This is a genomic window from Halopseudomonas sp., from assembly GCF_041579695.1.
Lineage (GTDB): Bacteria > Pseudomonadota > Gammaproteobacteria > Pseudomonadales > Pseudomonadaceae > Halopseudomonas.
Genome location: NZ_JBFGFI010000028.1, coordinates 1 through 21,630 on the forward strand (window position 1 = coordinate 1; position 21,630 = coordinate 21,630).

Consider the following 21,630-nt stretch of genomic DNA (forward strand, 5'->3'; position numbering starts at 1 on the left):
CTGGGCAAGACCACCGGCTGGATCCACCGCGCCGGGCTCAAGAGCCGAGAGGTAAAGATGCTCAATTCGGTGCAGTACCTGAAGATCGACGACGAGGGCCTGCACGTGAGCATTGCCGAGGGTGAACCGCAGGTGCTGGCGGTGGATAACATTGTGATTTGCGCCGGCCAGGATCCCCTGCGTGAATTGCAGGCGGGGCTGGAATCAGCCGGTAAGCCAGTGCATCTGGTAGGGGGCGCAGATGTGGCCGCCGAGCTGGACGCCAAGCGGGCGATTGACCAGGGTTCTCGCCTGGCTGCTGCCATCTGAGCTGACAAGGGTGCGGCTCAGGCCGCGCCCTTGCCTGCGCATGTACTGCCAAATTCGTCACAATCTTCGGTAGCATTTCCCCGGCTGTTCCGCCATCAAGTGCAATCTTCGCGAAAAAAGCGCAAAGTCGTATTATCTGGCTTTATGAGCTATACAAGCTGAAGGGGCGGCACGGAGATACCCATGAACACCACGCATAAACCGTTGTTGACGGAAGCGGTCCTGTTTTTTTCCGAACGCGGGATTGCCAAGCAGATGCTCTATCCCGAATTCGAGGCTCTGCTCGACGGTATGGTGTCGACGCCGGAATTTGCCGACGAGACCATCGAAGCGGTATTCGTGCAGATCAACAGCCGTCTGCACGTGCGTGCTGCGGTATTTTTTACCCTGGATTTTGACCTCGACGGTAATATCAGTCCGCTATGGAATATGCCCCTGCGCACGCTGGCAGAGAAGGCCGGGCGCGGGCCGGATATGGGTGGCGGGCCGATCCGGTTGGCCTGTCTGGGTTTTTGCAACGACAGCCGGTTCAAGCCCAACCTGTGGAAGCCGGCCCAGCGGGCGGGTAAATCCGACCTGTTGACGGTCAAGGAAGCCGTTACGCGTAATACCCTGGGTATTCTGGGCGAAGACCGCGAGGCGCTGGGGGTAATCCAGCCTGAGCATTTGCAGATGGCAGCAGAAGACGCCTGGTATGGTGGTGGTAGCACGATAAGTCCGCAGGCCGGCGCAGGGCAGGCTTCGCCGGAGATAGTTGGCAGTCGCGACCAGGCGGCTGTCGTTCTTGCCGCGCAGCAGCAGGCAGCCTACAAGGAGCAGATAGGCGACCTGAAAAGGCAGCTGGATGAACTGCGCCAGCTCCGCGAGGTCGAACTCGCTGCAGAACGGCAGCGGCATCAGGATCATCTGTCGATAGTCCAGGGAGAGCTGCTCGACATCAAGAACGAGCTTGCCCTGCAGCAGAAGATCAATATCACCCTCAAACGTGATCTGAGCAAAGCTCAGAATCGTTCGTCAAGCGACGCCGACTGAAGTCGCACGAGTCCTCCCGAGTCCCCCGGACACCTCCTTTTACCACAGCGCATTTGCCAGCGCCCGGCTGGCTGCGGATAATCACCGCCTGACCGAAAAAAACGGCATGACAGTGAGGTGGTATGGATCAGTTTCGCAACATCGGTTTGATCGGGCGGCTGGGTAGCGGCAGGGTGCTTGACACTCTTAAGCGCCTCAAGCGCTTCCTGGTCGACAGTGGCCATACCGTGATTCTCGAAGACGCAGTCGCAGACCTGTTGCCCGGCCATGAGCTGCAGGTCTGCTCGCGGAAGATGATGGGCGAGATTTGTGACCTGGTTATCGTTGTCGGTGGCGACGGTAGCCTGCTCGGCGCAGCCAGGGCCTTGTGCCGCTACAATGTGCCGGTGCTTGGCGTAAACCGTGGTGGGCTGGGCTTTCTGACTGATATTTCACCCGATGAGCTGGAAATGCGTGTCGGTGAGGTCCTGGCCGGACGCTACATGGTGGAAAGCCGCTTTCTGCTGGATGCGTTCGTGCGGCGTGACGATGAGCAGCTGGGCACCAGTGAAGCCCTGAATGATGTCGTGCTTCACCCGGGCAAGTCGGCGCGGATGATCGAGTTCGAGCTGTATGTCGATGGTCAGTTTGTCTACAGCCAGAAGTCCGACGGTCTGATCGTCGCCACACCTACCGGCTCGACTGCCTACGCACTGTCTGCCGGCGGCCCGATCATGCATCCCAAGCTGGATGCCATGGTGCTGGTGCCGATGTTTCCGCATACCCTGTCGAGCAGGCCTATCGTGGTCGATGCCGGTAGCGAACTGAAGATCGTCATCTCCAAGCAGAGTGGTATCTACCCGCAGATCAGCTGCGATGGCCAGGTGCATATCGCCTGCGCGCCGGGCGATTCGATCACTATTCGCAAGAAGCCGCAGAAGCTGCGCCTGATCCATCCACTGGATCACAACTTCTATGCAATCTGTCGCAGCAAGCTCGGCTGGAGTAGCAGGTTAACTGATCAATGACCCAGACTGGCAGACACGACGGACCCGGCTACGATGTCATTGGCGACATCCACGGCTGCGCGCGAACGCTCGAGCAATTGCTGGAGAACATGGGCTATGCCTCGCAGCAGGGCGTCTGGCGGCATCCGCAGCGCCAGGCTCTGTTCCTCGGCGACATCATTGATCGCGGGCCGCGCATTCGCGAGTCGCTGCATCTGGTTCACGACATGGTGGAAGCTGGTAGCGCGCAATGCATCATGGGCAATCACGAAATCAATGCGCTGGCCTGGACCACTCCGGCACCGGCTGGCAGCAGCAGGCAGTTCATTCGCGAACATACCGAACGCAGTCACCGGCAACTGGCGGCCACGCTGGAGCAGATGGCCGCGTGGCCGGACGAATGGGAATATTTCCTGGAGTGGTTCTATCAGTTGCCGTTGTTTCTGGACCTGGGTGAGATCAGACTGGTGCATGCGTGCTGGGACGAAAGCCTGATCAAGCCGTTCGCCGCGCAGTACCCGGACGGACGTATTGACCGGGAGTTTCTCGAGTCAGCCGCCGAACATGGCAGCTTTGCCTCCCAGGTGCTCGAGCGCCTGCTGCGTGGCAGCGAGATGCGTCTGCCGCACGGGGGGACCATGGTCAGTAAGGATGGTCTGGTCAGGCATACCTTCCGCACCAAATTCTGGGAGGAAGAGCCGCAGACTTACGGCGATCTGGTATTCCAGCCTGACGCATTGCCCGAAGAGGTCGCCAGCCGGCCGCTGACCGACAGTCAGAAGGCCGAATTGCTGATCTATGGCAGCGACCAGCCGATTCTGTTCGTGGGGCACTACTGGCAGCAGGGCGATCCCCATCCGATCCGGCCCAATCTTGCCTGCCTGGATTACAGCGCGGTGAAATACGGCAAGCTGGTCGCCTATCGCTGGGATGGTGAACAGCGTCTGCAGCGCAACAATTTTGTCTGGGTGGACGTACCCAGGCTGGCGTGACCGGCCCTGCCGGCACAAGCACACTGAAGAGGTATTGATGTTCCGCGCATTGCATTGCCCGCTGGAGGAGGACCTTTCCGGCTTCACCCGTTATTTGCGCAGCCAGGGAGTAGTGCACCGCGTTACCGAAGAAGGCAACCAGCAGGTGGTCTGGACGGCGGATGAAGCGGGCGCGAGCATTGCCCAGCATCTATATGTCGAGGGCGTGCCTGACAGCGTAGAGGCGCGGCCGGCCGCTCCGACGCGTCGTCCGTCGGAGAATGCGGGCTGGGCCCGGATGGCCAAGCGTATACCGCTGACTCTCGGGGTATTGTTGATTACCGGTGTGGTAGCCTTGTTGACCGGGATGGGTAGCCAGCCCGAGAGTGTGGTGATGTTCACTTTCGTGCCCCCGGAAAACGCCCAGTACATGGCCAATGAGGTTGACCTTGGCCAATGGTGGCGGCTGATTACGCCAATCTTCCTGCATTTCGGATTGATGCACCTGGCTTTCAACGCCCTCTGGTACTGGGAGCTGGGACGGCGTATCGAGCTGCGTTCCGGCTCGTTATGGCTGCTGGGCCTGACGCTACTGTTCGGGCTGGTATCCAATAGCGTGCAGTGGCTGTTCACCGGTCACCCGTTTTTTGGCGGTCTTTCCGGTGTGCTGTACGGGCTTCTGGGTTACTGCTGGATTTACCAGATGCTGGCGCCCAATGTGCATTTTGATCTGCCCAAGGGCGTGGTGGTGTTGATGCTGGTCTGGCTGGTGCTATGTCTTTCGGGGCTGGTGACGCTGCTCGGATTTGGCGCGATAGCCAACGCCGCGCACGTCAGTGGACTGCTGATTGGCTGCGCGGCGGGACTGGTGGCCGGTGGAGCCCAGCGAATGGGTTTGTCGAGATAATGTTTTCCGGAGAAATGTGATGACGACCTTCGTCGAGATGTTGCGCAATATCACCCCCGAGGTATATGCCAGCCTGAAACAGGCGGTGGAAATCGGCAAATGGCCTGATGGCCGGAAACTGACCGGTGAGCAGAAGGAGCTTTGCATGCAGGCGATGATCGGCTGGGAGCTGGAAAACCTGCCTGAGGAAGAGCGCACCGGCTATATGGGTGCACAACACTGCAAGTCCGAGGAGAAAACCATCCCGAATATTCTGTTTTCCACCAAATCGGATACCTTGCATTGATTCAGCCGATCAACATCGAGGGCGGTATCAGCAAGCTGGTGACCGAGCTGGACGCGCCGGTGCGTTACCGTCTCCCGGTTGGTGAACAGCTGTTGCCGCTCAACGAGTGGTTGGGCCGCACCGTGCGCCTGCAGGCGCTCGGACAGATTCATTGCAGTCACTGCGGGCGGCGCACGAAGAAGAGCTACAGCCAGGGTTTCTGTTATCCCTGCATGATCAAGCTGGCGCGCTGCGATACCTGCATCATGAGCCCGGAAAAATGTCATTACGATCAGGGCACCTGCCGCGAACCCGCCTGGGGCGAACAGTTCTGCATGACCGATCACATCGTCTATCTGGCCAACTCTTCCGGGCTCAAGGTCGGCATCACCCGCGCCAACCAGATCCCGACCCGCTGGATCGATCAGGGCGCCAGTCAGGCGTTGCCGATTCTGCGCGTGGCGACCCGTCAGCAATCGGGTCTGGTGGAAGATCTGCTGCGCGCGCAGGTAGGTGACAAGACCAACTGGCGCGCGCTGCTGCGCGGGGAGCCCGAGCCGGTCGATATGCTCGCTGCGCGTGACCGTCTGCTCGATGGTGCGCAGCAGGGTATCCTCGAGCTGCAGGCGCGTTTCGGACTGCAGGCGATCCAGCCGCTTGACGCCGAGGTGGTGGACATTACCTACCCGGTGCTCGAGTACAGTCCCAAGCCCCAGTCAGCCAACCTGGACAAGCAGCCGCTGCTGGAAGGCACATTGCTGGGCATCAAGGGCCAGTACCTTATGCTCGATAGCGGCGTCATCAATATTCGTAAATATACGTCCTACACACTGTCCGTCAGTGTGTCCTGAGGAGTGCAGCATGCGTACCGAACAACCGAAGACGATTTATCTCAAGGACTACCGCCAGCCCGACTACTGGATAGACGAAACGCATCTGACATTCGAGCTGTTCGAGGATCATGCACTCGTTCACAGCCGGCTGAGCGTCAAACATAACGCACAGCATGACGCGCAATCGCTGCCGCCGCTGGTGCTTGATGGCCAGTTGCTGGAGCTGGTCAGCGTGGCGCTGGATGACCGGCAACTGGCATCCACGGACTACCAGGTGGATGAAGACACCCTCACCGTGCAGCCGCCCGCCGCCCAGTTTGAAGTGGCGATTACCACGCGCATCGAGCCCCAGCACAATACCGCGCTCGAGGGCTTGTACCAGTCCGGTAAGATGTTCTGCACCCAGTGTGAGGCCGAAGGCTTTCGCAAGATCACCTATTATCTCGACCGTCCGGACGTGATGAGCCGTTTTACTACCACGGTGATCGCGTCGAAGGAATATCCGATCCTGCTCTCCAACGGCAACCCGGTCGCCAGCGGCGAAGAACAAAACAACCGTCACTGGGTCACCTGGGAAGACCCCTTTCCCAAGCCGGCCTACCTGTTTGCGTTGGTTGCCGGTGATCTGTGCCTGATCCAGGACAGCTTCACCACGATGAGCGGACGCGAGATTGATCTGCGCATATACGTCGAGGCGGAGAACAAAGAGCAGTGCGGCCACGCAATGGACAGTCTCAAGCGCTCGATGCGCTGGGACGAGGAGGTCTATGGCCGCGAGTATGATCTGGACATCTTCATGATCGTCGCGGTCAACGATTTCAATATGGGCGCGATGGAAAACAAGGGGCTGAACATCTTCAACTCCAGCTGCGTTCTGGCTCACCCCGATACCGCCACAGACATGGCGTTCCAGCGGGTCGAGGCAGTGGTGGCGCATGAGTATTTCCATAACTGGTCGGGCAACCGGGTGACCTGTCGCGACTGGTTCCAACTGTCGCTGAAGGAGGGCTTCACGGTATTCCGTGATTCGCAGTTCTCCGCCGACATGAACTCGCCCACCGTCAGCCGCATTGAGAACGTGAGCTTCCTGCGGGCCAACCAGTTTGCCGAAGATGCCGGTCCGATGGCTCATCCGGTGCGTCCGGATTCGTTCATCGAGATCACCAACTTCTACACACTGACGGTGTACGAGAAGGGCGCCGAAGTGGTGCGCATGTTGCACACGCTTCTGGGGGAGAAGGGCTTCCGCCAGGGATCGGATCTGTATTTCGAGCGCCATGACGGCCAGGCGGTGACCTGTGATGATTTCATCAAAGCGATGGAAGATGCCAATGACACGGACCTGGGCCAGTTCAAGCGCTGGTACAGCCAGGCCGGCACGCCGCGGTTGGCGATAGAGGGTCGCTATGATGCAGCTAATGCGACCTTCAGTCTGCTGTGCCGACAGAGCTGTCCGCCCACCCCGGGACAGAGCGAGAAACTGCCGCAGGTGATTCCGCTGCGCATGGCGCTGCTCGACAGTCAGGGTAAGGAGCTGCCGTTGCAGCTTGAGGGCGAGACCGCACCCGTGGGCACCGAGCGTGTGCTCGCAGTTACCGAAGCGGAGCAGGTCTTCACCTTTACCGGTCTGAGCGAAGAGCCACTACCGTCACTGCTGCGCGGATTCTCTGCCCCGGTGAAGATGACTTACCCGTACAGCCGCGACGACCGGGTGTTTCTGGCGAAGAACGATCCGGATGGTTTCAACCGCTGGGAAGCGGGCCAGGCGCTGGCACTGGAAATGCTCCAGGGCATGGTCGGCATCCACCGCGCCGGACGCCCGTTGTTGCTCGATCAGCGCTTGCGCGATGTATTTCATACCCTGTTGACCGACAGCGAACTGGATCCGGCGATGGTGGCCGAGATGCTCAGGCTGCCGTCGGAAGCCTATATGGTCGAAGTGTCGGATGTGGCCGACGTGGATGCGATCCACCACGTGCGCGAGTGGGTACGCAGTGAGCTGGCCAACACCCTGGCCGACGTCATGTGGCCGTTGTACGGCAAGCTGGACGATGCTGCAGCCTACAGTCCGGATGCCGCGGCGATGGCCCGGCGCAGCCTGAAGAACACGCTGCTGTCCTATCTGATGCTGACCGGCTCGCAACAGGCCGTGGATGCCTGTGTGCGCCAGTACGTGGAGGCGAACAACATGACCGATCGCCAGGCGGCCCTTGTCTGCCTGGTCAATTCCGACTTCGAGAAACAGAAGCAGGCGGCCCTGGCCGACTTTGCCGAGCGCTGGCAGGATTATCCGCTGGTGATGGACCAGTGGTTCAGCGTGCAGGCGGCTGCTGCTTTGCCCGGTGGGCTGGAACGGGTGCAGGCGCTGCTTGAGCATCCCTCGTTCAGCATGCGCAACCCGAACAAGATCCGTGCATTGATTGGTGCCTTTGCCAACCAGAATCTGGTCAACTTCCACGCTGCCGATGGCGCCGGCTACCGTTTCCTGGCCGAGCGTATCCTCCAGCTGGATCCGCTCAACCCGCAGGTAGCTGCGCGCCTGCTCACGCCGCTGACGCGCTGGCGCAAGTACGATCCGGCCCGTCAGGAGCTGCTCAAGGCCGAGTTGTCGCGGATCATGGCGGCCGAGAGTCTCTCGCCCGACGTTTATGAAGTCGTCAGCAAATCGCTCGTTTGAGGGGCGAAAAGGGACGGAAATAGTGCTTTTTCAAGGCCCATGGATGGGCGTCAGGGTCCTGGGGGCCGCTCTGGAACAGGCCTGTGCGGCATTTTTTCTCTGGTTCACAAAAGATAACTTGCAAGAGTTAGTGAAGTCGGTGAAAGCGCTGTAATATCATGGCGTCCGTCGTGTGACCGTGACATCAAATAAGAATAAAGGGGTAGATGTATGGGGGCGTCCGTCGCGAACCTTCGCGCGTTTGATCCAGTTTCAATCCAGTCAGAAGCAGGTCGCCTGTCGACTTTGTTCTCCATGCTGCGTGCCGCCGGAAAATGCAATCCTTCCGGGTCTGTCCATGTTTGACCTAGAAACGCTGCCCCTTACAGGCGGGCAGGAAAAACTGCTGCCTGATCTAACAATAAATGCCAGATGGCTTGTCTGCCGGGAGAATCGGGATGTCGAATAACGATCACGAAGCCGAAACCTTTATGGAACGGCTGGTGTTCAACAACCGTCTTATGGTTGTTGCGCTCTTTACCATAATTACCATCATTCTTGGCTATCAGGCCCTGCAGATCCGTCCTGATACCAGCTTTGCCAAGATGATTCCTCTGCAGCACCCCTATATCGTCAACATGGTCGAACACCAGGACGACCTGTCGAACCTGGGTAACTCCATTCGTATCGCAGTGGCGATCGAAGATGGCGATATCTTCACCACCGAGTACATGGAAACCCTCAAGCGCATTAACGACGAGGTGTTTTTCCTGCCCGGCGTCGACCGTTCCGGTCTGCGTTCGCTGTGGACCCCCAACGTGCGCTGGACCGAAGTGACCGAATACGGTTTTGATGGTGGCCCGGTTGCCAGCCATCCGGCTTATCTGGATGAGCAGTCACTCGATGATTTGCGTATCAACGTACTCAAGTCCGGCGAGATCGGCCGTCTGGTGGCAAACAACTTCAAATCGACCATTATTGAAGTGCCGTTGCAGGAGTTCTACCCCAATCCGGAGAACCAGTCCGAATTGCTGCGTATGGACTACGGTCTGTTCTCCCAGCAGCTCGAGGAGAAAATCCGTAACCAGTTCGAGGAAGAAAATCCGAATATCAGCATCCACATGGTCGGCTTCGCCAAGAAGGTGGGTGATCTGATCGAAGGTCTGGGCGCGGTGGTGATGTTCTTTGGTCTTGCACTGCTGATCACCTTCGTACTGCTGTACTGGTTTACCTGGTGTATCCGCAGCACCATTTCGGTTCTGATTACTACACTGATTGCAGTGGTCTGGCAGTTGGGCCTGATCTATTCACTTGGCTTCGGACTGGACCCCTATTCGATGCTGGTGCCGTTCCTGATCTTCGCTATAGGCATTTCCCACGGGGTACAAAAGATCAACGGTATCGCGTTGCAGTCGGGTGAGGCGGACAATGCCCTGATCGCCGCCCGGCGTACCTTCCGTCAGCTTTTCCTGCCCGGCATGATCGCGATTCTGGCCGATGCGGTGGGTTTCATCACGCTGCTGGTTATCGATATCGGCGTGATCCACGAGCTGGCCATCGGCGCCTCGGTGGGCGTGGGCGTTATCGTCTTCACCAACCTTATTATGTTGCCGGTAACCATTTCCTACCTGGGCATCAGCAAGAAGGCCATCGAACGCAGTAAGCGTGATGCTGTTCGCGAACATCCCTTCTGGCGCGCCATGTCCTATACCGCCCATCCGAAGGTGGCGCCGTTCCTGGTCATCGTCGCTTTGGTGGGGGGTACTGGTGCCTTCTTTTACCAGAAAGCCAACCTGCAGGTAGGCGACCTTGATCCGGGTGCACCTGAACTGCGTCCCGATTCGCGCTACAACCTGGATAACGACTTCATTATCTCCAATTACTCGACCAGTTCCGACGTGCTGGTGGTTATGGTCGAAACCCCGCCTGAAATGTGTTCGGCCTACGAAACCATGGAAGCGATTGATCAGCTCGAATGGCACATGGCCAACTTGCCGGGCGTTCAGTCAGCAGTATCGCTGGTGACCGTTGCCAAGCAGGTACTGATGGGTAACAACGAGGGCAACCTCAAGTGGCAGACCCTCTCGCGTAACCAGGATAACCTGAATAACGCAATCAGCCGGGCTCCGGAAGGCATGTTTAACAACTCCTGCTCGCTGGCCCCGGTGATGGTGTTCCTCAACGACCACAAGGCTGAAACGCTGAAAACGGCTACCGAGGGTGTCGAGGAGTTTGCCGCCGAGTACAACACCGAAGATATGAAGTTCCTGCTCGCCGCCGGTAACGCCGGTATCGAAGCGGCCACCAACGACGAGATTGCCAGTTCGGAACTGATGATCCTGCTGCTGGTATACGTCTGGGTGGGTGTCATGTGCTACTTCACCTTCCGCTCGCTTGCCGCCACTATCTGCGTCGTGCTGCCGCTGGTACTGACCTCGGTACTGGGTAACGCGCTGATGGCCTATCTGGGGATTGGTATGAAGGTCGCGACCCTCCCGGTTATTGCGCTGGGTGTGGGCGTAGGCGTCGACTACGGTATTTATGTATACAGCCGTCTGGAGACATTCCTGCGAGCCGGCATGCCGCTCCAGGAAGCCTATTACGAGACTCTTCGCTCCACAGGTAAAGCTGTCCTGTTCACCGGTCTGTGTCTCGCAATCGGTGTGGCGACCTGGGTATTCTCGGCGATCAAGTTCCAGGCTGACATGGGGCTGATGCTGACCTTCATGTTCCTGGTGAACATGATCGGTGCGCTGCTGCTGTTGCCGGCTCTGGCCCGATTCCTGATCAATCCGGCCAAGATTGCCGCGTCAACCCCGAGCAAGATAAAGCACTGAGTATGGCCAGGCTCCCGGCTTTGCGCCGGGAGCACTGCCCGTCGACAGGTTTTGACGATCTGCCTCAGGCAGGATCGATCAGCTTCATGATTGACGAGCGATAACCCAGGCCGGTTGGCACGCACTGTCGAAGGCCGTTACTATCAATAGACCGCTCCTAAGCGGTCGCCCTGCCTGTTTTCAACGACAGGTACCTATAAGAACAAGGGGAATGGTGTATGCGTGAGCCCATCCAACGGCACAGTCTGATCGCAGGCATGACCTGCCATGTGTCCGGCAAGAGCCGCAAGCTTTCTTTATCCGGCCAGATCTTTTCTGCGCTGGGATTGTCCATCGCGCTGGCGTGCGCGCCAGTAGCCATCGCCCAGGCTCAGGACAGCATCGCTGCTGAGGCCAAGCCAGCGGTCATGTCCGACATGTCTAATGAAGTATTGCTGCTGGATGTCGAGCAGGCCGGCGATCGGCTGGTCGCTGTAGGCAGCCGCGGTCACATCGTTTACTCCGATGACATGGGTGCGAGCTGGACCCAGGCTCCATCGCCCACGCGTCAGATGCTGACTTCAGTCGATTTCGTCGACGCTCAGAATGGTTGGGCCGTCGGTCACGACTCTTTGATACTGCATACCAGTGATGGCGGCGAGACCTGGAAAATTCAGTATCGCGATCCGGCTCTGGAAGAGTCGCGTGACGAACAGGCCGGTGGCCTGCTCGAGCGCCCTCTGATGGACGTCTGGTTCCGTGATACCAACACCGGTTTTGCCGTCGGCGCCTACGGTCTGTTCCTGCGCACTGACGACGGTGGGCAGAATTGGGAAGAATTGCCTGACCTGATCGACAATGAGTTCGGCTTTCATTACAACGCTATGACGGCGGTGAAGGATACTGGCCTGTTCCTGGTCGGCGAGATGGGCACGATGTATCGCTCCACCGACTTCGGTGACACCTGGGAAACCATTCAGGACCTGCCTTATGACGGTTCCTTGTTTGGCACGGCGGGCACCGGTCGCGCTAACGAAGTTCTGATCTGGGGTCTGCGCGGCAACATGTACCGCTCGAGCGATTTCGGCGACAGCTGGAAACAGATCCGTTTGGAAACCCCGGATGGCGACGAGCTGCAAGCAACCTTGTCCAGTGGCCAGCTGTCTGAAGATGGCAAGCTTGTCGTTGTCGGCGTCGGTGGTGTCGTGGTCATCAGCGAGGATAATGGCCGCACCTTTGACGTCCAGGTTCGCGCCGATCGCGTGGCGCTGGCTACAGCAGCGATCCTGCCTAATGGCGACCTGCTGTTGATTGGCCAGCGAGGAGCGGTCAAGGCCGGCCCCGCTGGCATGAAAGGCGTTGAAAAAAATTCCTCCGCAACCCTGATAGAGACTCCCTGATCGGCAACAACCGATGCAATGAACTAGGGAGCCAGGAGAAAACTGGATGTCCAAAAATCATCAGGAGACCGCTCCCTTCGTGGAGCGGTTGGTCTTCAAGAACCGGCTGGTAGTCCTACTGATCTTTGCCATCGTGACTGTGCTGCTGGGGTACCAGGCAGCACAGGTCAGACCGGAGACCAGTTTCGAGAAGATGATTCCTCTCGAGCATCCCTACATTGTCAACATGATCGAGCACCAGAACGATCTGGCCAACCTCGGTAATTCTATCCGCATTGCAGTTGCCATCGAAGATGGCGATATCTTCACTACCGAGTACATGGAAACCCTCAAGCGCATCAACGACGAGGTGTTTTTTCTGCCCGGCGTCGACCGCTCCAACCTTCGCTCGCTCTGGACCCCCAACGTACGCTGGACCGAGGTAACCGAATACGGTTTCGATGGCGGCCCGGTAGCAAACAGACCGGCCTACCTGACCGAGCAGGACCTTGATGAGCTGCGCGCAAACGTGCTCAAGTCTGGCGAAATCGGTCGTCTGGTAGCGAACAATTTCAAGTCGACCATCATTGAGGTGCCGCTCCAGGAGTTCTATCCGAATCCTGAGAACCAGAGCGAGCTGCTGCGCCTTGATTACGGCGATTTTTCACGCAAGCTGGAAAGCAAGGTCCGCTCTGAGTTTCAGGCGGAGAACCCGAATATCAGTATCCACATCGTTGGCTTTGCCAAAAAAGTGGGTGATCTGATCGAGGGCATCATCAAGGTGGTGATGTTCTTTGGTGCGGCACTGCTGATTACCTTCGTGCTACTGATGATTTTTACGCGCTGCCTGAAGAGTTCGGTGACAACGCTTGTCTGTTCGGTGATTGCGGTTATCTGGCAGCTCGGGCTGTTGCGCTCGCTGGGTTTTGGTCTGGATCCATACTCAATCCTGGTGCCGTTTCTGGTGTTTGCCATCGGCATTTCCCATGGCGTGCAGATCATCAACGGTATGGCGATCGAATACAGTAATTCCAGTGATGCCAGTACCGCCGCGCGGCGTGCGTTCCGGGCGCTCTATGTTCCCGGCATCGTGGCGCTGATTTCCGACGCAGTGGGCTTCGTCACACTGTTACTGATCGAGATCGAAGTGATTCGCGAGTTGGGTATTGCAGCGTCGGTCGGCGTCGGCGTGATCATCCTGACCAACCTGATCCTGTTGCCGGTACTGATGTCCTACATTGGCATCAGTGATCGTGCCGTGGAGCGTAACCGCGATATGGCTTCGCGTCCGCAGAAGCTCTGGCTGACGGTGGCGAAGTTTTCACACCCCAAGGTGGCGCCAGTGTCCATCTTGCTGGCGATCCTTGCGTTCGCTTTCGGCATATACCACGGCCAGAACGTCAAGATTGGTGACCTGGATCCCGGCGCGCCGGAGCTGCGTTCCGACTCACGCTACAACCTGGACAATGCTTTCATCATCAATAACTACTCGACCAGCTCGGATGTGCTGGTGGTGATGGTCAGTACGCCTGACGAGATGTGTTCGGCCTACGAGACGATGGAGGCCATCAACCAGCTGGAATGGCGCATGGCCAACCTTGATGGGGTGCAGTCGGCAGTCTCGATGGTGACTGTGGCCAAACAGGTGATCATGGGTAACAACGAGGGTAACCTGAAATGGCAGACGCTCTCGCGCAACCAGGACAACCTGAACAATGCCATCAGCCGCGCACCGACCGGCCTGTTCAACTCGTCCTGCTCACTGGCACCGGTCATGCTGTATCTCGAGGACCACAAGGCGGAAACCCTGTCACGGGTGACTGCGGCGGTCGAAGAGTTTGCTGCCGAATACAACACCGACACGCTGGAATTCAAGCTGGCTGCTGGTAACGCGGGGATTGAGGCCGCCACCAATGTGGTAATCGAGAAGTCCCAGTGGAAGATGCTGCTGACGGTCTATGCAGTGGTGATCTTCATGTGCCTGATTACCTTCCGGTCGATTCGGGCGGTGCTGTGTATCATCATTCCGCTGGCCCTTACATCGGTTCTGGCCAATGCGCTGATGGCTTTCCTGGGGATCGGCGTGAAGGTGGCGACGTTGCCGGTGATCGCGCTGGGTGTGGGTATTGGTGTGGATTACGGGATCTATATCTACAGCCGCCTGGAGACCTACCTGCGCCAGGGCCTGCCGCTTGAGGAAGCCTACTATGAAACACTGAAGACCACGGGCAAGGCGGTGACCTTTACCGGTATTACCCTGGCGATCGGTGTGGCGACCTGGATATTCTCGGCCATCAAGTTCCAGGCCGATATGGGCATTTTGCTCACCTTCATGTTCCTCTGGAACATGTTCGGGGCGCTCTGGCTATTGCCGGCGCTGGCCCGCTTCCTGATCAGGCCCGAGAAGCTTCGGGATGCCTGATTAGCGCAATAAAAAACGCCCCGTCAGGGGCGTTTTTTATGCGGCTTCATACCTTTGGATACAGGCTTTCGAGTACCGGCTCGCCCGGTTCTGTCTGGCGCTTGCGGCTCTGTACCACCATGCGCACGGCGCGCCATAGCGGCTTGCCGCGCCAGTGGTGCTCGGCCTGCCCGAACAAGCAGGCGTTGAGTTCGTCCAGTGCCTCGGCGAGCTCGGGGTGCTGGTGGGTAAGACCGATAAGACCCTCGCTGTCCTGTTGCCGCGCCCAGGTTTCCAGCGCCTTGCGTGCTTCGCCTGGCTGGTTGCTGCGACACGCGCTCTGCAGATCGTTGAGCGGATTATCCTGAACCTCCTCATCGAAGATTTCTTCGTCCTGGTAGGGGTGCTGCAGGCTTTCCAGCATGCGGCGCATCCGCCAGAGCAGGCCGAGGCAGATTGCCAGGGCCAGGCCCAGCAAAGCCGTGGCCAATTGCCAGGGCCAAAGGGGTGCGGTGACAAAGGGTTCTTCGCTCGCTTCCACTGCGGTGGGCGTGGAAGCGGCAATGAAGCTCTGGCTGCTCATTACCTTCAGGGTGAGGGCATCCAGCTGTGCCTCCTGCAGCTCGTCCCTGGCAGTGTCCCACCAGTAAAGCTGCAGGGCCGGAAGCACGAATGTCCCGGCCTGCTGCACCAGCAATGCCGCGCTGTCTTGGCGCAGGCCCCGTATGCCATCGTCAACTACCTGGCTCTCGAGCTTCGGTTGGTCGGTGTACTGCCGCAGTCCGGCTATGGTTTCACCGCCCAGGCTGCTCAGCTCGGGGAGCTGGCTGGCATTGAGCCCTTGAGCCTGGACGGTGAGCGTGCGGGTCAAGGATTCGCCCGTGAGCAGGTCCAGGTTTGGATCAGGCTGCCAGGTCTGCGACAGGGTGACGTCGGTCGCCGGCAGCCATGGAGCGCCTGGCGGATACTCAGGCGGTATAGGACGCACCTGCAGGACGATGCCCGGAGAGCGGACCTGCACCAGTCGACCCCGTGCCAGCGGGCTGTCGGCTGTGCGTGAGGGCATAGTGGTGGCGGTAAAAAGCTGGGAAGGCACTTCGAGCTCGCCACTACGCTGGGGAAAGATGGCATAGCGGATCTCGATTACCCCGTGGCGAATGCCGTTGATCAGTTTCTCGTAGTTGCGTGGCGGGCCCAGGCTCTCGACCCGGGCATCCGCTATGTCCAGTCCGGTCAGGGTCGAATCGTCATACAGCGATAGTGAGTGGTAGACGCGCAGGGTCAGCAGCACCTGGGCCTGAACGTAGGGCGTCTCGGTATCCACTTCGGCATCAATGAATACTGGTGCCATCTGCGCGGTATTGTCGCGCGCTGCCTCGCTGGCGGTCAGGACATGCAGACTGACCGGCGCACTGCTCAATGTGTCGACGCTTAGCGGCGGAATGACGACATAGCCGGTGCGCCGGGGGAGCAGGTTGATGACCCAGCGGGTGACCGGCTGGGTTCTGCCATCAAGCTGACTCACCAGACTGAGCTGGCGGCTGTCACGGATCTCGAAATGTTCTTCCAGTGCAGCGAGGTCGGGCCGGCTGAACCGATTCGCGGCCGGGGTTTCCAGAGTCAGCTCCAGGGTTTCACCCTCTATAAGCCGGGTTTTGTCGACGCTGGCCTCGAGTGCGGCAAGGGCAGGCACTGGCAAAGCCAGGACGCAAAGCCAAAGCAATAGTCTGATCATTGGGAGCGTTCTTCCAGTTGCTGTAATCGTTGGTAGAGGAATTTGCGGCGCAGCAGTTCGGCGGGGTTGTCCGGTACCTCGCGCAGCCATTGTTGCAGCGCTGCCTGTTGTTCGGAATCCAGGGTGCCCGGTAGCGTGTCCGTGGGCTCCGGCGGGCCAGCCAGAGGGTCTGGCGGTGGGCTTTGCTGAACCACAGGGGCGGCGGGGGACTTTCCACCCTCGGTAACGGGCGTATCAGAGCCGGTGCCTCCGCCAGACAGGGCCTCTGACGGCTTATCGGACTCGGTTGCTGCCGGATCTACCGGCGAGATCGCTGCGGGTAGGTCGGGGCTGGCTGTTTCATCCTGCTGGTCGGAACGGGGAGAGGAGTTCCGGTCGGGCAGGGCCTCGCTAGCGGTGTCTTCGGTTGCATTGCCGTTTGCGGCTTCTTTGTCACCGGCCTCACCCTCGGCGGCGTCAGGTTCCTCTTCAGCTGCCTGCCGCTCCCGTTCCTCCAGCAATGCCTCGATGCGGCTGCGGTTATGCCGGGCAGCGGCATGGTCAGGGGCACGGGTGAGCGTCTGTTCATAGGCCTCGAGTGCATCCTCGAGTTCGCCACTCATGGCCAGCGCGGTGCCATGGTCGAAATGATGCTGTGGGTTATCCGGATCCAGCTGCAGCAGGCGCTGATAGGCTGCGGCCGCACCGGCGTAATCGCCGGCCTGATACAGGGCCCAGGCAATCCAGTGTGGATCCTCGAAGCGCTCGGCTGCAGCTGCCGGCTGCTCCCGGGCAAGCAGCTCGGCGGCCTGTTGATCGGGACGTTGCCACAGATCACGCCAGGGCGTATCGGCCTTCGCAATGGTCGGCAGCAACATTGCACACAGCAGTAGCCCAAGCCAACCGCGGCGGGCGCCGAGGGCAGCCAGTGGCAGTAGTAGCAGGATCAGCCAGTGCCCCTGATCGCTGCGGCCGGGCGAGCGGTTCGGATCGTTGACGCCGCTCAAAGCCAGCGGCCGCAACAGGCTCAGCAGGTCGCTATCGTCGCGGGTGATGTCGTGGTAGCCCGCGCCGGTGCGCCTGGCAATGGTCGCCAGTGCCTGGTTGTCCAGTCGGGGCAGCAGGATGCGACCCTTCTCGTCGCGCATGAAGCCGCCTTCGGGCAGGGCCACAGGGGCGCCTTCGGCAGTACCCGCACCAAGTATCGACAGTTGCTGTCCAAGCCTGCTTGCAGCTTCGCCAAGTTCCTTCAATTGCTCTGCCCCGACACTACCGGTAATCAGCAGGATCTGGGTGGTTTCGGGGGGCAGCGGCGCGATCATCTGCTCGGCCATTTGCAGTGCGCTGCCTGGATCCGAGCCGCTCAGCGGCATGATGCCCGGGCTGAGACCTGCAAGGAGATTGAGCAGGGTCGACTGATCGGTGCTGAGCGGCGTGACGCGGTGGGCACTGCCGGCAAAGGCGACCAAGGCAACCTGGCTGTCGCTGCGCATCTGCAACAGATCGCGAATCTTCAGTCGCGCCCGCTCAAGCCGTGTCGGAACCAGATCATTGGCCAGCATGCTGTGCGACAGATCCAGTACTATCACCAGGGCAGACTGGTTCTGACGCATCACCGGCGGCTCACCTTCCCAGACCGGTCCGCTCAACGCGATAATCGTCAGCAACCAGGCGGCGCCCAGCAGCATGAAGCGGCCGGCGTGATCGCTGCCGGGCTGGCGCTGGAGCAGAGCTGTGCGCATTACCGCGGGCAGCAGGTTATGCCAGGGTGAATAATGATTGATGCGGCGGTAAAGCAGCCAGCAGAGCGCAGCGCCGGGAATTAGCAGGAGCAGCCAGAACGGCCGCGCGAGCGTCAGGCCGCCGAACAGTTCAATTTGCATGACGCCTCCGGTAGACGGCAACACTGGCAATCAGCAGGCTGAGCAGCAACGCCAGCCCCAGTGGCCAAGGATACAGGGGACGGGCATGTCGGCGTGGTCCGCTATCGCGCAGCGCGGGCTCGAGCATGTCGATACGTTGGTATATGGCTTTGATGTCCTCGCCGTTGCGCGCACGGAAGTATTCTCCGCCGGTAGCCAGGGCCACATCGACCAGAGTGCCTTCATCAAGGTCAGTCGACGGATCCTGGATCCCCGATAAGCGTGATTGACCAGCATCTGCGCCGACGCCAATGGTGAAAATGCGAATGCCTTCACTGGCCGCATAGCGGGCTGCGCGGAGCGGGTTAACCTGACCTGCGGTATTGGCGCCGTCGGTTATCAGCACCAGTACCCGGCTCCGCGCCGGCTCTTCTGCGAGCCTCTTGATCGCCAGTCCAATCGCGTCACCGATGGCGGTTTCGCGTCCGGCCAGACCGACAAAGGCTTCCTGTACCAATTGCTCCAGGGTCACCAGGTCATGGGTCAACGGAGCCTGTACATAGGCACTGGAACCAAACAGGATGAGGCCGAGGCGGTCGCCCTCGCGCTCGGCAATGAAGTTCGACACCAGTCGCTTGACTATGGCGATGCGTGGCACCTGCTCGTCATCAAGCAGCATGTCCTGATATTCCATGCTGCCGGAAAGATCGACGGCGAGCATCATGTCGCGGCCACTGATACTGATCGGCAGCGGATCGCCCAGCCATTGCGGCCGACAGGCGGCCAGGATCAGCAGTAGCCAGACGAACACGAAGGGCCAGCGCCGACGGGCGGCGGCTCGTTGCGAAGTGGTGTCCTGCAATTGCTCGAGACGGGGCAGAAAGCTGACCTGGAGTGCCGTGCTCGGCAGCGCAGCGCCGGGCAGCAGCCAGCGCATGAGCCAGGGCAGGGGCAGGAGCAGAAGGGCCGCCGGCCAGTGCAGCTCAAACATGGTTGTGCCTCAGCCAGCGGCGCAGTTCACGCAGCAGGGCGCGGCGCTGTTCGCGGGTCAGATTGGGCGTCTGCCGGTAGAGGTCTGCCGCCAGGGGTTCCAGACAGCTTCGCTGCGGTCGCGGATAACCGTTGCACAGGTATTCCAGCCATTGTTCACCGAACAGGCGGCTGGGCGCGACTTCGCCGCGGCGGATCAACAGACGTTTGAGCAGGCTATTGATCTCGCTGAGCCATTGCTGGTCGGGCAGGTCTGCGGGGATATCCTTGAGCGCCTGTCCGGTGCGGCGTCGCCGTGCCCCGAGACGCTTCCAGCGCAGTGCCAGCCAGGGGAGGGCAAGGCCCATGATCAGTGCCAGCGCGAGCAGGATCCACCAGCCGGGTGCGGGAGGCCACCAGGGCACCGGCTCGGGTGCGACCGGGTGGATCAGTGATTGAAAAAGCGCGTCGTTCACGTTCTGCCCCGCCTGTTCTGCGCACTGAGCATGGTGCCGATCTGCGCCTCGGCGCTGCTGCCGGTATGCAGGCTGAAGAGGGAGCAGCCCAGCCGGCGGGCGAGGTGCTGCCAGGCCGTTTGTTGAGCTGTAAACTGCGCCGCATAGGCCTCGCGTACGGATGTGTCGCGGGCATTGACGCTGATACGATCGCCGTTCTGGGTGAAATCCAGTTGATCCGCAGCGGGCAAATCGGCATCCAGCGCGTCGTAAAGGGGCAGCAGAACCAGGTCGTTGTGGGCTGCAAGGGGGCCCAGCAATGACTGATTCAACTGGTCTACCGCACTGTGATCGCAGATCACGTAGAGAATGCTACCGGGGCGTACTACCTCACGGGTGTGGCGCAGGGCCTGGTTGAGCAGCTCCCGACCATTATCGGCAGGCGAATCCGCCGGTGGGTGCAAACTGTGATTGGCTTCGATCAGCAGGTGAAAGAGCCGCAGCAATGACTGGCGGTTACGCTGCGGTCGTACCTCGTGGCACTCTTTGCCGAATACCAGCCCGCCCACGCGGTCATTATGAGCCAGCGCGGTCCAGGCGATCAGGCCGCAGGCCCGTGCTGCGAGCACCGACTTGAAGCACAGCCGGCTGCCGAAAAATAGCCGGTTGCTCTGTTCGCAGACAATAAAGACCGGGCGTTCGCGCTCTTCGGTGAAGACCTTGGTATGCACCTTGCCGGTACGCGCGGTGACGCGCCAGTCGATGCTGCGGATGTCGTCCCCGGGTTGGTAGGAGCGCACCTGATCGAAGTCCACACCGCGGCCGCGCAGCCGTGAATATTGCCGGCCAAGTTGTCGGCTGGCCTGCATCGGTCCGCGAAACAGCGGCATGCGCTGACATTGATGACGGGTTTCCAGCAGGTTCTCGAGGCTGACGAACAGGCGTTGGTCCAGCGATTCGTCGCGGCGCGGATGCAGGTCGGTCACGGTCATACCACAGCGACGGATTCGACCAGCAGGTTGATTGCCCGGTCGGCATCGATTCCCGCGGCCTCGGCTTCGAAACTGAGGATCAGCCGGTGGCGCAACACGTCGTGAACGATCGCCTGGACGTCTTCCGGACTGACGAAGTCGCGACCGGCCAGCCACGCATGCGCCCTCGCGCAGCGGTCCAGCGCAATGGTACCGCGCGGGCTTGCGCCCAACTCGATCCATTCGGCCAGTTGCGCGTTGTACAGTTCCGGGCGCCGGGTGGCCATGATCAACTGGATCAGGTATTCCTCCACGGCATCGGCCATGAACAGGCCTAGCACTTCCTGTCGCGCGGCGAGGATACTCGCCTGACTGATGCGCTGTCCGATACGCGCACTGCCCCCCTGAGCTTCACCGCGGGCAAGGTGCAGGATCTGCCGCTCCAGCGCGGCATCCGGAAAACCGATGCGCACATGCATCAGGAAGCGGTCCAGTTGGGCTTCGGGCAAGGGGTAGGTTCCTTCCTGCTCGATCGGGTTCTGCGTCGCCATGACCATGAATAGCTCGGGCAGCGGGTAGGTTTCACGGCCTATGCTCACCTGCCGCTCGGCCATCGCCTCAAGCAGGGCCGACTGCACCTTGGCGGGGGCCCGGTTAATTTCGTCGGCGAGCACCAGGTGATGAAATATCGGACCTTGCTGAAAGCTGAAGCTGGCGGTTTCCGGCCGGTATATCTCGGTGCCGGTAATATCTGCCGGGAGCAGGTCCGGGGTGAACTGGATTCGGTGGAAATCAGCTTCTATTGCTTCCGACAGCGCCTTGATTGCCTTTGTCTTGGCCAGGCCCGGTGCGCCTTCCACCAGCACATGACCGCCGGCCAGCAGGCTGATGAGCATACGGTCGACCAGCTGTTCCTGACCAAAGATCTGCTGGCCCATCCAGGTGCGCAGATCCATCAGTGATTGGTGATGCGTCATGAGAGTGTTTTCCATCCTGGTCTTGTCCATCCCGACCCTGCCCATCAAATTGTCACTGTGGTGACACACCATGGTCTAGACTGTTGATATTCGAAATCGCGGGTCCGCCAGGATACCGCGTCTCATA

General features: G+C 59.9%; 16 protein-coding genes and 1 pseudogene. 11 read left to right on the forward strand and 6 right to left on the reverse strand.

All coding sequences use genetic code 11. From position 1 onward, the window contains the following. The 11 genes and pseudogenes from fadH to ABYA88_RS07960 all read left to right on the forward strand — a co-directional run. Nucleotides 1–309: pseudogene (fadH, locus tag ABYA88_RS07910) on the forward strand (NADPH-dependent 2,4-dienoyl-CoA reductase); the annotation flags it as partial. 183 nt (nt 310–492) lie between these two features. Then, on the forward strand, nt 493–1,341 hold the full coding sequence (locus ABYA88_RS07915; protein ID WP_373186513.1) for a hypothetical protein: 849 nt from the start codon (nt 493–495) through the stop codon (nt 1,339–1,341). A 122-nt stretch (nt 1,342–1,463) separates the two neighbouring features. After that, entirely contained in the window at nt 1,464–2,348 is an 885-nt protein-coding gene (locus tag ABYA88_RS07920; protein WP_373186514.1) for an NAD(+) kinase, read from the forward strand. Beyond that, the gene (locus tag ABYA88_RS07925) at nt 2,345–3,319 is read left to right on the forward strand and encodes a metallophosphoesterase (RefSeq protein ID WP_373186515.1); all 975 of its coding nucleotides are present in this window, start codon (nt 2,345–2,347) and stop codon (nt 3,317–3,319) included. The genes ABYA88_RS07920 and ABYA88_RS07925 overlap by 4 nt, the downstream gene beginning before the upstream one ends. A 37-nt stretch (nt 3,320–3,356) precedes the next feature. After that, nucleotides 3,357–4,205 carry a rhomboid family intramembrane serine protease gene (locus ABYA88_RS07930; protein WP_373186516.1) on the forward strand — a complete coding sequence of 283 codons (849 nt, stop codon included), beginning with the start codon at nt 3,357–3,359 and terminating at the stop codon, nt 4,203–4,205. Nucleotides 4,206–4,224: 19 nt separating this feature from the next. After that, nucleotides 4,225–4,491 (forward strand): YeaC family protein, encoded by a 267-nt coding sequence (locus ABYA88_RS07935; protein WP_373186517.1) that lies wholly within the window; start codon nt 4,225–4,227, stop codon nt 4,489–4,491. Further along, on the forward strand, nt 4,491–5,321 hold the full coding sequence (locus ABYA88_RS07940; RefSeq protein WP_373186539.1) for a DUF2797 domain-containing protein: 831 nt from the start codon (nt 4,491–4,493) through the stop codon (nt 5,319–5,321). The genes ABYA88_RS07935 and ABYA88_RS07940 overlap by 1 nt, the downstream gene beginning before the upstream one ends. Before the next feature lie 10 nt (nt 5,322–5,331). After that, a complete protein-coding gene (gene pepN / locus ABYA88_RS07945) occupies nt 5,332–7,980 on the forward strand; it encodes an aminopeptidase N (protein ID WP_373186518.1) in 2,649 nt (882 codons plus the stop codon). Nucleotides 7,981–8,417: 437 nt separating this feature from the next. Beyond that, entirely contained in the window at nt 8,418–10,796 is a 2,379-nt protein-coding gene (locus ABYA88_RS07950; protein ID WP_373186520.1) for an RND family transporter, read from the forward strand. Between the two features lie 257 nt (nt 10,797–11,053). Next, nucleotides 11,054–12,175, forward strand: coding sequence for a YCF48-related protein (locus ABYA88_RS07955; RefSeq protein ID WP_373186540.1), 1,122 nt, complete (start codon nt 11,054–11,056; stop codon nt 12,173–12,175). A 46-nt stretch (nt 12,176–12,221) separates the two neighbouring features. After that, on the forward strand, nt 12,222–14,576 hold the full coding sequence (locus ABYA88_RS07960; protein ID WP_373186521.1) for an RND family transporter: 2,355 nt from the start codon (nt 12,222–12,224) through the stop codon (nt 14,574–14,576). A gap of 46 nt (nt 14,577–14,622) precedes the next feature. On the opposite strand, the gene ABYA88_RS07965 is transcribed toward ABYA88_RS07960, so the two are convergent. The 6 genes from ABYA88_RS07965 to ABYA88_RS07990 all read right to left on the reverse strand — a co-directional run bounded on the left by ABYA88_RS07965 (nt 14,623) and on the right by ABYA88_RS07990 (nt 21,503). Next, entirely contained in the window at nt 14,623–16,290 is a 1,668-nt protein-coding gene (locus tag ABYA88_RS07965; protein ID WP_373186523.1) for a BatD family protein, read from the reverse strand. Further along, nucleotides 16,287–18,152 carry a VWA domain-containing protein gene (locus ABYA88_RS07970; RefSeq protein WP_373186524.1) on the reverse strand — a complete coding sequence of 622 codons (1,866 nt, stop codon included), beginning with the start codon at nt 18,150–18,152 and terminating at the stop codon, nt 16,287–16,289. The genes ABYA88_RS07965 and ABYA88_RS07970 overlap by 4 nt, the downstream gene beginning before the upstream one ends. Next, nucleotides 18,142–19,122 (reverse strand): VWA domain-containing protein, encoded by a 981-nt coding sequence (locus ABYA88_RS07975; protein ID WP_373186525.1) that lies wholly within the window; start codon nt 19,120–19,122, stop codon nt 18,142–18,144. The genes ABYA88_RS07970 and ABYA88_RS07975 overlap by 11 nt, the downstream gene beginning before the upstream one ends. Continuing rightward, on the reverse strand, nt 19,115–19,576 hold the full coding sequence (locus tag ABYA88_RS07980) for a DUF4381 family protein (RefSeq protein ID WP_373186526.1): 462 nt from the start codon (nt 19,574–19,576) through the stop codon (nt 19,115–19,117). The genes ABYA88_RS07975 and ABYA88_RS07980 overlap by 8 nt, the downstream gene beginning before the upstream one ends. Next, entirely contained in the window at nt 19,573–20,445 is an 873-nt protein-coding gene (locus ABYA88_RS07985; protein ID WP_373186541.1) for a DUF58 domain-containing protein, read from the reverse strand. Before ABYA88_RS07985 ends, ABYA88_RS07980 begins: the two co-directional genes overlap by 4 nt. Nucleotides 20,446–20,543: 98 nt before the next feature. Next, a complete protein-coding gene (locus ABYA88_RS07990) occupies nt 20,544–21,503 on the reverse strand; it encodes an AAA family ATPase (protein WP_373186527.1) in 960 nt (319 codons plus the stop codon). Nucleotides 21,504–21,630: the final 127 nt, after the last annotated feature.